The following is a 13,580-nucleotide window of genomic DNA, read 5'->3' on the forward strand; positions in this document are numbered from 1 at the left end:
ACAGCCCCCTTGGGTATTGCTTTCTACTTCTTTAGCCACTTGTAGAAAAGTGGTGGGCTGTGAAGGATTCGAACCTTCGACCAATTGGTTAAAAGCCAACTGCTCTACCGACTGAGCTAACAGCCCCATCTGGTACTACTGGTGTCTTTCACCTAATTCATTAGAAGACTAATTTATTGGTTAAGACCCCCTCAAACGACTGTGTCGCTCTGAGGGCGCCTATAATACCTTTTTCATCTTCGCATGCAAGCGCAAATTTACCATTTCACTGCGTTTGTCTGAAAAACAATCTAAGAGATTGTTTTATGAATAAATCAGCATCAAAGTGATGAAAGTTGCTGCAACGCAATTCGGGCTGCTGCGCTGTTCGCATATTCCTGAGTAACTTTTTGATAATAAGCTTTAGCTTTAGCTTTATCTCCAGTCTTTTCTGCAATCATACCCAGCTTGACTAAACTTTCGCCACGCTTGCTTGAGTCGGTGTATTTTTCAACAACGGTAGTAAAAGCTTTAGACGCTCCGACAAACTCATTCTTATTATAAAGTAGCTGACCTAACCAATAATTAGCATTGGGTGCGTAGCTTGAGTTTGGATAACGTTCGATAAATTGCGCAAAAGCAGGAATAGCAGCTTCGTACTTTTTATCTTTTAACACTAAATTGACCGCTTGCTCATAGCTTGCAGTTTCACCTAGGCTTGAAGATGCTGTAGGTGTAGTGCTGCTCGTATCAACTGCGACCGCAACGGCAGGCTTTGAAGAAAGGTTAGCTATGTCTTCATATAATTGGCGCTGTCTTTGTAACATCTGCTCAATTTGATACGACTGCTGCTCACTTAGCCCACGTAAGTCTAGAACTTCTTGCTGCAGCGTCTCTAAACGCTGCTGCATTTGAAATTCGCTTTGTTGCTTAGCTTTAATAACTCGCTCTAAACGAGCAACTCTATCATCTGTAGAGCCACCAGCAATATCCTGAACAGGAGCAGGCGCTGCGTAAGCAGAACCTGCAACTAGGATGATTGCCGCTGATAAAACGGCGTATTTCATAAGGTAAACCTTTTATCAGTGCTATTAATAAACGAGTACTGCACGACGGTTTTTAGCAAAACCGTCATCTGAGCGAGAAAAATCCATTGGTTTCTCTTCACCATAACTCACGATGCTCATTTGGCTTGGTTGAACACCCATGCCTTGTAGGTATTTAGCAACGGCTTTAGCACGACGCTCACCTAGTGCGATGTTATATTCAGGTGTACCACGCTCATCGGCATGACCTTCGATCATCACTCGAACATTTGGGTGCTCAACAAGGTAGTCACCATGAGCACTCAAAACCTCTGCAAATTGCTGAGAAACCGAGCTGCGGTCAAAATCAAAATAGATAATGTGTTCTTTTCTCAACTCTTGATACTTAAGGCGTTGCTGCTCTTCAGGAGTTAAAACCGGTGCAACTCCACCTGTTTCAACACCATTGTTAGCATATTCACTCGATGAAGAAGACTCAGTAGAGCTCGTTGCATCCGTTTCAGACTCAGAAGTTGAGCTACAGGCGCTGATAGCCATAATAGGAAGTACGACTAGCATGGCTTTAAATAGCTTATTCAGATCCATTTTTTAAATCCTTAATCTTTATAGTTAGAGAAATGGTGACCAAGATGGTGATTTAACTTCACCCTGCCCTGCTGGCAGTCTTGCTTTAAAACGTCCATCCATAGAAACCGCAGCCAATACCTGCTTCCCTTGATATGTCGTTCCATAAATAACCATGGTGCCATTAGGCGCCACGCTTGGTGATTCATCTAATCGCGTACTGGTCAGGACTTGCATAAAACGCGTTTCAAGATCCATACGCGCAATATTAAACTTACCATTGGTACGATTAACAAAAATAATACTACGGCCATCCGGTGCAATAGAACCACCTAGATTCCATTCGCCTTCAAACGTTAAGCGAGAAATTTTACCTGAATCAAGGAAGACGCGATATAACTGTGGGCGTCCACCGCGCTCTGAAGTAATAAGAAGCGACTTACCATCAGGGAACCAAGACGGCTCAGTATCGATAGCATAGTGATTCGTCACTCGCTTAATCGCCTTAGTCGCAATATCAACTACATAGACTTCTGGCTGACCATCCTTCGAAAGTGTTACCGCTAGTTTCTTACCGTCTGGTGAAAATACTGGCGCACCATTAATACCGTCGAAGCTGGTTATCTTACTGCGTTGCTGAGTATAGATATTTTGTACAAACACCTCAGCTTTACGGTTCTCAAAGCTTACATAAGCTAGGCGCTGTCCGTCAGGAGACCAAGATGGTGACATCAGTGGCTCAGGGGAGCGTAGCAACATCTGCTCGTTATAACCATCATAATCAGCAATCATCAGTTTATATGGAGATTTTTCACCGTGATTAACAACCACATAAGCAATGCGAGTTAAAAATGCCCCACGAATACCGGTCAACTTCTCGTAGACAACATCACTGATCCGGTGACCGTACTGACGAAACTGCGCCGCACTAATTACGGTCTCGCGACTATCTATCACCAGATCTTTAGCAGACATAGAATCAGGTTGAAGTTGGGCTTTAACCAAGTCAATCAACTCAAAACTCACTAAATACTTATCGCCTCCACCTGCATAAGGCTTAATCGAGCCCATCACTACCGCTTCAGCAGGCTGCGCCATCCAGGCAGATGCATTAAACTGCGCCAAGGTGCTAATGCCACGCTGAGGTAAACTCAATTCGTCGGCAGGGCTAAACGTACCACTTCGTGCAAGATCTGACATCACCACATCAGAGATCTGTGATGGCATAGGTCCGGTGCCTTGCCAAACAAATGGTATAACCGCGATGGGTCTCGCTGCATCAACCCCTTCGGTAATAATAATATCTAATGCGGCCTTTACCGGCATGCTGCAGATAAGCAGACTTGTCAGCAACCATTTTCCCAAATTTTTCATGAGACTCCTTTAATCAAACTCAGGTTGAACTGTTAAGTTAATTTCTTTTAGCTTGTTATAAACGTCTGGTTCGCTCGATACCGGTAACCTGCCCGCTTTATTAATCGCAGCTTTAGTCGCACGACAAACAACGCTATCACCGTCGAGTGTTTGGCTCGCTGTGACAAATCCATCGTTAGCTAAACGAATGAATACCCGGCAACTCTTGCCACGCATCGATTCATCAACAACTAGGTTGCGCTGAATGGTTGCTCGGATCATTGAGGTATAACGTTGCACCTCTGTCATCACTTGTTTATTACGTGTTTGAGAAAGTGCCGCTTGTTCAGCAGCCAATGCATCTTGCATCATCTGCTCTTGCTCACGTCTTGCTTGTTCTTCAGCTTTGCGCTTACGTTCAGCCTCGGCTTTACGTTTACGCTCGTCTTCAGCCTTTTTAGCAGCCGCCTCTTCAGCTTTACGCTTCTCTGCCGCTTTTCTTGCCGCTTCTTCTGAGGCTTTACGCTCTTTCTCTTTTTGCTTACGCTCTGCTTCTGCTTTCGCTGCTTTTTCTTTTTCCTGTTTCTGCTTCAACTGTGCAGCCTTCGCCGCATCGGCTGCATTCTTTGTTTCAATCTCTTTTTGCTTACGCTCTTGCTCAAGTCGCTTTATTTGAGCCTGTTCGCGCTCACGCTCTTTGCGGGCTTCACGTACCCGTCTATCTGCCTCATCTTGGCGGGCCTTTTCTTTACGTTCAGCCTCTCGCTTTTCAGCTTTTAACTTTTCAACGTGCTCGGCAACCTTCTTTTGATCAACAACCACAGCTTGCACAGCAGGTGCACTCGCTTGTGGCTGCACTTTAGGTTTTTCTGAAAAGTCGACGCCTAAAGCAAGAATAACTATCACGCCAATATGAATCCCAGCTGAAATTGCAACGGGAAGAGTTAAATCAGATTTAGCCGCCACTTATCTATCCTCCGGCGAATCTGTCATTAATCCCACCGAAGGTACTCCAGCATTTTGAAGAGCCACCATCAGCTGAATCACTTTTTCATAGGGAATTGAGCGATCTGCCTTAACAACAACTGGACGTTCTGGTTCTAACTGAATAATTGCCCCAACACGTACAGCAACTTCATCTAAGTCTAAAACGTCTTTGCTACTTGAGCTGCCTACATCAAGGTAATACTCGCCCATTGCATCAATTGATGCGACAACTGGAGGCTTACTATCTGCAGGTAGAGATTCTGCTTGTCCTTGAGGTAAATCGACCTTAACGCCTTGGGTCACAATTGGTGCTGTCACCATAAAAATAATCAGCAGTACCAACATCACATCGATATAGGGCACCACGTTAATCTCAGCAACCGGACGACGGCGCTTCCTTTGGTAGCCTTGATGCATTATGCCTGTTCCTTCTCACTGTATGCTTGGCGATGCAAAATGCTAGAGAACTCTTCCATAAAATTGGCATAAGACATTTCAACTTTCTCGACTTGAGTTGAGAAACGGTTGTAGGCAATAACGGCAGGGATCGCTGCAAATAAGCCCATCGCAGTTGCAATCAAAGCTTCTGCAATACCCGGTGCAACCATTGCAAGTGTGGCGTTTTCTACTGCGCCCAATGCGATGAAGGAGTTCATAATTCCCCATACCGTACCAAACAGGCCAATATAAGGACTGGTTGAACCGATAGTTGCTAATAAAGGTAGATGAGTTTCAAGCTTTTCTAATTCACGAGACAGCGAGACGCGCATTGCACGGTAACTGCCATCCATCACTGCTTCAGGTACACGGCCATTTAACTTACTTAAACGCGCATACTCTTTAAAACCTGTAACAAATAAAGACGACAAGCCTGAGTTACTGTCTTGTCTCGCTGACAATTCCTGATAAAGCTTGTTCAAGTCGACACCTGACCAAAACTTATCTTCAAACTTTAGCGCTTCTTTCTTTGCTGCGTTTAATAACTTTCGACGCTGAATAATCACCGCCCACGAGGCGATAGACAAACCTAGCAATGTAAGCATGACCAATTTAACTAGTAGGCTTGCCTGTAAAAATAATCCAATAAAAGAAATATCAGCTTCCACCTTTAAACTCCTGCGCAATATGTTGGGGAATGGCTTTGGGTCTCATACGTGATAGTGCAACACAGGCAACAACAATGTCAGCCTCACAATACACCACACCTTGCTCATCAATTAAGCGTTGCTCGAATACCATTGAGGCTTTCTTAAGTTGTATGACCTTAGTTTCTACAATAAGGTTCTGCTCAAAGCGTGCAGCCTTACAAAATTCTAATTCTGCACGTTTAACAACAAATGCAGTGTCTTCTGCTAATAAGGCGGTTTGACTGACCTCCATAGCGCGTAGCCACTCGGTCCGTGCCCGCTCAAAAAACTTAAGGTAATTTGAGTGGTAAACAACACCACCAGCATCCGTATCTTCATAGTAAACCGAAATAGGCCAACGAAACATAAACGATAATCGCCAATCGATGAGATAAAATAGAGGCCTACTATACCTAGCCAGTATGCAATTGTGAATCGACATATGTGATATGCCATGCGCTTCTTCATAAAATTTTGTTAATCAACTAAATCCTTGTTGTAAAGGCGCCATAGCAATGAGTACACCGCACTAAAAGCAAACAGCACATTTTATTTCGCCCATAAAAAAGGAAGCCGAAGCTTCCTTTTCAAAAGTTATAAAGTGACTTACTTGGCTATTTTAGCTGGCACCTGTAATCCAAAGTTATGCCAAAGGAAGCTATAAATATCGGCAAACTCATCAATCTTCATTGAGGTTGGCTTACCCGCGCCGTGACCAGCCTTTGATTCAATACGCATAATCACCGGTGCATCGCCTTGCTGCTTCTCTTGCATCAAGGCCCCAAACTTAAAGCTGTGCAGTGGTACAACACGGTCGTCATGGTCCGCAGTCATCACCATGGTCGCTGGGTACGCTTGAGCTTTCAGGTTGTGGTATGGCGAATAAGCATAAAGTGCAGGGAATTGCTCGGCATTATCTGCGCTGCCATATTCACTGGTCCATGCCCAGCCAATAGTGAATTTTTGGAAACGTAACATATCCAGTACACCAACAGCTGGCAGTACCGCGGCAAATAGTTCTGGTCGTTGGGTCAAGGCGGCGCCCATCAACAGGCCACCATTACTGCGACCATAAGCACCTAACTTAGATGAGTTGGTATAATCTTCATCGATCAAGTACTCCGCTGCTGCGTAGTAGTCATCAAAAACGTTCTGTTTTTTATCGAACATCCCCGCCTGATGCCAGCTTTCACCATACTCGGCTCCACCACGAAGGTTAGGTACGGCATACACGCCGCCCATATCCATCCAAGCAATGTTGGCGGGGCTGAATCGAGGTGTTAGCGAAATCGCAAAGCCACCGTAAGCATACAGTAACGTCGGATTTTGTCCGTCTTTTTTCATGCCTTTCTTATAAGAGAGCATCATAGGTACTTTTGTACCATCTTTGCTGGTATAAAAAACCTGCTCAGAAATGTAATCGCTTGGATCGAAAGAAACTTCTGGTTTTGAATAAACGCTAGACTCACCCGTTTTGAAATCAAATTTATAGGTCGTCTGTGGCTGAGTGTAGCTATTGAAAACGTAATAGAAATAATCTTTACTGCGCTTGCCGTAAGGGCCTGCAATTTTTCCTTTACCCGGTAGAGTGACATCTTGGCGTTTGTCGCCATTCATGTTGTAGACCGTTAGTTTACCTAATACGTCATGCAGATAACTCACGACAAAATGGTCATTAACTATCTTTATGCTGCTAATAGGATCTTTTAGCTCTGGAATAATCGTTTTCCAATTATCTTTAGCGCTATTGTTTACATCGACCGCAATAACTTTACCATTCGGCGCGTTATAGTCGGTTTTAAAGTAGAATACTGAATCATCGTTGCCGATAAACTGATACTCAGCTTCAAGTTTGGCAATAAGCTCGACCACTTCAGCCTTTGGATCTTTAAGGGACTTATAAAAGAAGCGATTGCGGCTGTCTGTACCTTGTGAAATATAAAGCAGCAGATAGTCACCGTTCTCCGATACTTCAATGCCGAATCCCCAGTCTTTATTCTGCGGTCTTTCATAGACCAAAGCATCTTCACTTTGACTAGTACCAATTTTATGGAAGTATACTTTTTGGTTAAAGTTAACATCAGCAAGCGCATTGCCGCCCTCTGGTGCATCATAACGCGCATAATAGACACCGCTATTATCACTGTTCCAAACTGCACTTGAAAACTTAATCCAATCCAGCTCATCAGTCAGCTTAGTACCGGTCGCGACATCAATAAAGTGCCATGCCTGCCAGTCTGAACCCGATTTAGAAACACCATAAGCCAGTGTTTTTCCATCATCGCTTACAGATACACCAGATAAAGCAACCGTGCCATCATCAGAAAAACTATTAGGATCTAGCGCTATTTTAGACTGACCATCAGCACCTGTAACATACAGAACAGACTGTGCCTGTAATCCATCATTACGGTAATAAAAAGTATTAGTCCCCTTTTCAAACGGTGCAGAAATCTTCTCAAAGTTCCAAAGCTCAGTGATACGATCAACAATCGCCTGCTTATTTTCGATATTAGCGAGATATTCATGCCCCGCCTGCTGCTGCTCAGCTACCCATTTTTTAGTTTTATCTGATTCAACTTCTAAATATCGATAAGGGTCAGCAACCTGAACACCGTGTATCGTTTCAATAACACTGTCTTGACTTGCCGCAATTGTATTTGTTGTATTGTCTTGTGAAGGTTGTGACTGGCAACCCACGACAGCTATGCCTAAACCTATAGCTAACAAGTGCTTTTTAGTTAGTACCGAATGAATTCGCATTTTATATCCCTGATAAACTGACTCTATTTAATGAGCCTTCTGTTCATATAGTTAGGTTTTTGTAATTAGATAATCTTATTTTGTTCCTAACCCCTTCTTCACTGCGCACTATACAAACTAAAAAAATACATCGCAAAGTTTGTTTCACAATGAGTTTAAGGCTAAGCCACCAGAAATTATTAATAATTTAGCAACATAGATGAATTAAATATCATGCGAAACTCAGGGTGAAGTGTGACCGAAGCCACAGTATCCTTGGTATGCGGAGCTTTTATCGACAAGTTCATCTTTATTCAATATTAGAAAAACTAATGAACAAGTCTAATAATTCTAGTTTGTCAGCTTCAGTTGCTCACCCTATAATTCACCTCGTTTTCAGGAAGTGTCTGCCTAGCAGATTCGGAAACAAAGAACTCTTAAACTTTGGTGGTTATCCACGGAAGTTATATCCCTGGTTCTTATGCTTGACTTCCTTCCTTCAATTTGTTGATTGCAATGATTTATTTTTGCGGCCCGCTTACCATGTAAGCGGGCTCTTTTTTATCTGCAATCAGGCTAATTCGCTCTCCCCCTTATGTTTGTCCCATAAAAAAGCCCAGCAATTAAGCTAGGCTATTTAAATGTCTAAGTTCAGGTTCTAATCTAAGTTCAATTACAAGGGTTTACTAATCCTAATCACTACCCGGCGGTTTCGTGATCGCTCGTCAATCGTTTGATTCGAGGCGACATGCCTTTTCTCACCATGACCCATAGTATGAATTCGGTTTTGCCCAATGCCACTGGACACAAAAAAGTCCTTCACTGAATCAGCACGCTGTTCAGAAACTTTTTGATTGACGCTACGGCCACCATAACTATCTGTGTAAGCATCAATCAACACTAAATCGACGTTCTGATCATAGGCTAGATATTCTTGCACCCTGGCGATCTGCGATTTTGCATAACGTGTCAGTTCGGTTCCGCCAGATTCATAGGTTAGAACTGTAAATGCGATATCTTCAAACGAATAGGGTAATAACGAAGACAAACAAGACTTAAACTCGGCATATTGGCGTCTAAAGTTTACCGCTGATAATCCGACAGCTATTTTATTAGTCTCGTTATACCAATCGGCATAATAAAAAGTCGGCTGCATACCACTTTCTAACTCGGCAAGCATAGACCAAGCAGCATTACGAGGTACTTCTCCGCTAAAGTACTTTTGATAAGTCAGTTCAGTGATCTCTTTAGACAGGACTCCCGGACGCCAAGCTGGAGCCATGCTCATCAATTTAGCTTGTGTCACCTGATCCGGTTTAACCCACATATCTAAGGTGAAGTTTAAGTTGTGATCTTTACCTGCACGGCTTGTGAACACCGCTTTGCCATAAGCAGGAATGTCATGCTCTAAACGGCACATAACAGGGTTATTGCCACTCAAACGCCACTGTGACTCCTCTAAAGAAGCCACATATTGCCTCAATTCTGCATTAGCAAAAAATGGCAAGCACAATAATGATGCTAAAATTACCCTAAGCCGCATAGATCCACTCTCTGAATTTGTATCACTATCCTCTATCGGCAAAGATTTATCTTTCTTTAGCCTATAAATCAATCAAACGAACATGACAGTGATTATCAGTTGCAGCATAATAGTCGCTTGCACACTTTTGGGAAATTTTAATGACTGACACTTTCGACCCTAATTTAATGAAAAACCGCTTTAGAGGGTATTTCCCAGTGGTCATTGACGTTGAAACTGCCGGTTTCAACTCAAAAACAGACGCGCTTTTAGAGATTGCCGTCACTATGCTAAAAATGGATGAAGACGGTGTTCTAGCGCTCGATAAAACATTACATTTCCATATTGAACCGTTTGAAGGTGCGAACCTTGAACCTGAAGCTTTAGCTTTTACCGGCATCGACCCTACCAACCCGCTTCGCGGCGCGGTTAGCGAAAAGGAAGCTTTCTTAGAAATATTTAAAGAAGTGAAAAAAGCGCAAAAAGCCGTTGGTTGTCATCGTAGTATTATTGTGGCGCACAATGCTGCATTTGATCATGGATTTGTTACCCAAGCAATTGAACGTAATGGTCTTAAACGTACCCCTTTCCACCCATTTGCTACATTTGATACCGCAGCGCTTGCTGGTTTAGCCATTGGTCATACCGTACTAGCCAAAGCTTGCTCAATGGCAGGTATTGCTTTTGATAACCGCGAAGCCCACTCGGCGCTTTATGATACTGAACGTACGGCAGAATTATTCTGCTTAATCGTCAACCGCTGGAAAGCCCTAGGTGGTTGGCCATTTATTGCTGATGAAACAGAAGAGGTTGACATCAACTCTACTGAAGAAAAGGCTGAGAGCTAAGCAGAAATGAGTTATTCAGAGTGAATAGCTAACGAAAAGGCGAAGGATTAATGTCTTCGTCTTTTTTATACCCTTTGTCTCGTCCTGGATTGTATGTCTTATCGTAATGGGTATATTAATTTAGTCCTAATTTTAATAACAAAAAAGCTGCGATAAACGCAGCTTTTTTTATGCTTTAACAACTTACCATTTCGTTAGAAATTATAGTGAGTCTGCATTATCAGTTAGGTAAGAAGCAACGCCTGCTGGGCTTGCGTCCATACCTTTGTCACCTTTTTCCCAGCCAGCTGGGCAAACGTCACCGTGATCTTCGTGGAATTGAAGAGCATCAACCATACGGATCATTTCGTCAACGTTACGACCTAATGGAAGATCGTTAACCACTTGGTGGCGAACTTGACCTTCTTTGTCGATTAAGAATGAGCCACGGAATGCAACACCCGCTTCTGGATGCTCAACGTCATACGCTTTACAGATCTCATGCTTAACGTCAGCAACTAGTGTGTATTGAACTTGGCCAATACCACCCTTGTCTACTGGTGTGTTACGCCATGCGTTGTGAGTGAACTGAGAATCGATTGAAACACCGATTACTTCAACGCCACGCTTCTTGAATTCATCCATGCGGTGATCAAAAGCAATTAGCTCTGATGGACACACGAAAGTGAAATCTAGTGGGTAGAAGAATACTACGGCAGTCTTTCCTTTAATTGCTTCAGACAGGTTAAAGGTATCAACAATTTCACCATTACCTAGTACTGCAGCAGCAGTAAAATCAGGGGCCGGACGGCCGACTAATACGCTCATTTTATTTCTCCATCTATGGATTGCTAAAAACGCTGTTTCGTTTAAATCTAGAAGCATTATATGCAGTGTTTTGCTCTATACAAGCTATTTGCGAGCAATATCACTTTTTTAAATGATAATTCTGTTAACTGACCACTATCACGTCAAGTTAACCCTGTTTTCACTGCGACTATTTACACTTTCTTTGCATATTTAGGTACAGCTAATTCACAACTCTGTTCGAATTCAAGATATCCAGCATAGTTACTGGACATAATGCGTATTAACAGGCAAAAATGGACGCAACTTCAAATATAAGAAATAGATTAATCATATTATGAATGCTGTTGTCATCGCTGTATGCCTAATGTTAGGCCTCAGCTTAGCTAGAGTTAATATTGTCATTGCGCTCACCATATCAGCCTTAGTTGCCGGTCTTGTTGGTGGCATGGATCTGCATCAAACGGTCGCCGCTTTTAATACTGGTCTTGGTGGCGGTGCGCAAATAGCTTTAAGCTATGCCCTTCTGGGCGCTTTTGCTGTTGCTTTATCGCATTCAGGTTTAACTACATTGATTTCGAGCAAAGTTATTAGCTTATTAGGCAAAGAACAAAACAGTACCAACAATAACTTCGTGCGCTGGGTGTTACTCTTAACCATTCTTGCGATGGCTATTTCTTCACAAAATATCTTACCGATCCACATAGCATTCATTCCTATTTTAATCCCGCCATTACTGCATGTAATGTCAAAATTAAAAATGGATCGTCGTTTAGTTGCTTGTGTACTTACATTTGGTTTAGTGACTACCTATATGGTATTGCCTGTCGGCTTTGGCGGGATCTTTCTTTACGATATTTTATTAACCAACCTCAATAGTAATGATTTGCAAGCAGTTCAAGCACAAGTTGCGCCGGCTATGATTATTCCAGCTCTAGGCATGGTGTTTGGTTTATTAGTTGCTATCTTTATCAGCTACCGTAAACCTCGCGAATATAAAGAAGAGCAAATTCTAGCTGCCGAACCTGAAGAAGGCTTAAATAAGCGTAATATTGTTATTGCGGTTATTGCGGTTATTTCTACCTTAGTGGTGCAGCTCTATACCGGCTCAATGATTTTCGGTGCTTTGATTGGCTTTATTGTATTTAGTTTTTCTGGTGCACTTAAGCATGTTGCCGACCAAGACATCTTTAACCAAGGCGTTCGTATGATGGCCAACATTGGCTTTATCATGATTTCAGCCGCTGGTTTTGCTGCAGTGATTAAAGGCACTGGCGATGTCGGTAGCTTAGTTGAGATAATGAATACAGCAATTGGCGATAATAAAGCCTTGGCTGCGTTTTTGATGTTGTTAGTCGGTTTACTTATTACTATGGGTATTGGCTCATCGTTTTCAACAATTCCAATTATTGCCGCAATTTATGTACCTTTAGCCATGAGCTTTGGCTTCTCCGTTGAAGCTACCATCGCCCTAGTAGGCACAGCTGCTGCGCTAGGAGATGCGGGCTCACCGGCATCTGAATCGACCTTAGGCCCTACCGCAGGTCTAAATGCCGATGGCCAGCATGACCATATGAAAGACAGCGTTATTCCAACCTTTATTCACTACAACATTCCGTTGCTAGTATTTGGCTGGATTGCAGCTATGGTGCTCTAGGCCTAGGCTTGGGTATTTAAGGTCCTGGGTTCTGGGTCCTAAAAAATGAAAACAAAAAAGGAGCCATTTGGCTCCTTTTTAATGCTAGGTGACTTAATTAGCTAAAATTTAAACCACCTCAACTTATGGCAATATCAGTACTTATTTAGTACCAAAAATCTTGTCACCAGCATCACCTAGACCTGGCAGAATGTAACCTTGCTCGTTTAAGCAGTCATCAATAGAAGCTGTGTAAAGCTCGATATCTGGATGCGCTTTTTCTAGAGCTGCAACGCCTTCTGGCGCCGCTACAAGCACAAGTGCTTTAATCGCAGTACAGCCACGTTCTTTTAGTAGATCGATTGTTGAAATCATCGAACCACCGGTTGCAAGCATTGGATCAACAACAAGTGCAATACGTGATGGCATGTCGCTAGCTAGTTTTTCAAAATATGGTACAGGCTCAAGTGTCTCTTCGTCACGGTAGATACCTACAACAGAGATACGTGCACTAGGAACGTGCTCAAGAACGCCATCCATCATACCAAGACCGGCACGTAAGATTGGCACTACAGTTACCTTCTTACCTTTGATCTGTTCAATTTCAACAGGACCATTCCAACCATCAATCGTTACTTTTTCAGTTTCAAAATCAGCCGTTGCTTCATATGTAAGTAGACTGCCTACTTCTGCCGCTAATTCGCGAAAACGCTTCGTGCTAATGTCACCTTCGCGCATAAGTCCAATTTTATGACGGACTAAAGGGTGCTTAACTTCAACGACTTTCATGTTGTTCTCCTGATTTTCTAACGTATTTTTTACGGTAAATTTTAACGATTCTAGTAGATTTGTTCATATAGGAAAACTTAAAGTTTCAAAAAGGCGGCAAATCGTGACCTCTGTCGCTAAGTTAATTGAAAAACTTACCTTTCGACGCTACTCACAAGCTGATAGAATAGCGCCGCGTAAAATCCAATAATAATCGATACC

General features: G+C 42.8%; 13 protein-coding genes and 1 tRNA gene. 2 read left to right on the forward strand and 12 right to left on the reverse strand.

The window, feature by feature from the left end; all coding sequences use genetic code 11:
- Window positions 1-50: 50 nt before the first annotated feature.
- The 10 genes from K5Q73_RS16700 to K5Q73_RS16745 form a co-directional block, all read right to left on the reverse strand.
- Window positions 51-126, reverse strand: a tRNA-Lys gene (locus K5Q73_RS16700).
- Window positions 127-320: 194 nt separating this feature from the next.
- Window positions 321-1,046 (reverse strand): tol-pal system protein YbgF, encoded by a 726-nt coding sequence (gene ybgF, locus K5Q73_RS16705; protein WP_220765432.1) that lies wholly within the window; start codon window positions 1,044-1,046, stop codon window positions 321-323.
- Between the two features lie 24 nt (window positions 1,047-1,070).
- Window positions 1,071-1,610: a peptidoglycan-associated lipoprotein Pal gene (gene pal, locus K5Q73_RS16710; protein WP_220765433.1), complete on the reverse strand. Its 540-nt coding sequence runs from the start codon at window positions 1,608-1,610 to the stop codon at window positions 1,071-1,073.
- Window positions 1,611-1,634: 24 nt separating this feature from the next.
- Complete coding sequence (gene tolB, locus K5Q73_RS16715) at window positions 1,635-2,963, reverse strand: Tol-Pal system beta propeller repeat protein TolB (RefSeq protein WP_220765434.1); 1,329 nt, start codon at window positions 2,961-2,963, stop codon at window positions 1,635-1,637.
- A 9-nt stretch (window positions 2,964-2,972) separates the two neighbouring features.
- Entirely contained in the window at window positions 2,973-3,908 is a 936-nt protein-coding gene (gene tolA / locus K5Q73_RS16720; RefSeq protein WP_220765435.1) for a cell envelope integrity protein TolA, read from the reverse strand.
- Window positions 3,909-4,346 (reverse strand): protein TolR, encoded by a 438-nt coding sequence (gene tolR, locus K5Q73_RS16725; RefSeq protein ID WP_220765436.1) that lies wholly within the window; start codon window positions 4,344-4,346, stop codon window positions 3,909-3,911. It abuts the gene before it with no gap.
- Entirely contained in the window at window positions 4,346-5,035 is a 690-nt protein-coding gene (gene tolQ, locus K5Q73_RS16730; protein WP_220765437.1) for a protein TolQ, read from the reverse strand. The genes tolR and tolQ overlap by 1 nt, the downstream gene beginning before the upstream one ends.
- On the reverse strand, window positions 5,025-5,423 hold the full coding sequence (ybgC, locus tag K5Q73_RS16735) for a tol-pal system-associated acyl-CoA thioesterase (protein ID WP_220765438.1): 399 nt from the start codon (window positions 5,421-5,423) through the stop codon (window positions 5,025-5,027). The genes tolQ and ybgC overlap by 11 nt, the downstream gene beginning before the upstream one ends.
- Window positions 5,424-5,662: 239 nt before the next feature.
- The gene (locus K5Q73_RS16740; protein WP_220765439.1) at window positions 5,663-7,819 is read right to left on the reverse strand and encodes a prolyl oligopeptidase family protein; all 2,157 of its coding nucleotides are present in this window, start codon (window positions 7,817-7,819) and stop codon (window positions 5,663-5,665) included.
- 652 nt (window positions 7,820-8,471) lie between these two features.
- Complete coding sequence (locus tag K5Q73_RS16745; RefSeq protein WP_220765440.1) at window positions 8,472-9,341, reverse strand: OmpA family protein; 870 nt, start codon at window positions 9,339-9,341, stop codon at window positions 8,472-8,474.
- A 140-nt stretch (window positions 9,342-9,481) separates the two neighbouring features.
- Between K5Q73_RS16745 and rnt the strand changes: the two genes are divergently transcribed.
- Entirely contained in the window at window positions 9,482-10,168 is a 687-nt protein-coding gene (gene rnt, locus K5Q73_RS16750) for a ribonuclease T (RefSeq protein ID WP_220765441.1), read from the forward strand.
- A gap of 201 nt (window positions 10,169-10,369) precedes the next feature.
- Here rnt and K5Q73_RS16755 read toward each other — a convergent pair whose 3' ends face one another.
- Window positions 10,370-10,975 (reverse strand): peroxiredoxin, encoded by a 606-nt coding sequence (locus tag K5Q73_RS16755; RefSeq protein WP_220765442.1) that lies wholly within the window; start codon window positions 10,973-10,975, stop codon window positions 10,370-10,372.
- Between the two features lie 316 nt (window positions 10,976-11,291).
- On the opposite strand from K5Q73_RS16755, the gene K5Q73_RS16760 reads away from it, so the two are divergent.
- Entirely contained in the window at window positions 11,292-12,611 is a 1,320-nt protein-coding gene (locus tag K5Q73_RS16760) for a Na+/H+ antiporter family protein (RefSeq protein WP_220765443.1), read from the forward strand.
- A 141-nt stretch (window positions 12,612-12,752) separates the two neighbouring features.
- Here K5Q73_RS16760 and upp read toward each other — a convergent pair whose 3' ends face one another.
- Window positions 12,753-13,379 carry a uracil phosphoribosyltransferase gene (upp, locus tag K5Q73_RS16765; protein ID WP_220765444.1) on the reverse strand — a complete coding sequence of 209 codons (627 nt, stop codon included), beginning with the start codon at window positions 13,377-13,379 and terminating at the stop codon, window positions 12,753-12,755.
- Window positions 13,380-13,580 lie beyond the last annotated feature (201 nt).

Origin of the sequence: Shewanella sp. MBTL60-112-B2 (assembly GCF_019655055.1) — a bacterium.
Classification (GTDB): domain Bacteria; phylum Pseudomonadota; class Gammaproteobacteria; order Enterobacterales; family Shewanellaceae; genus Shewanella.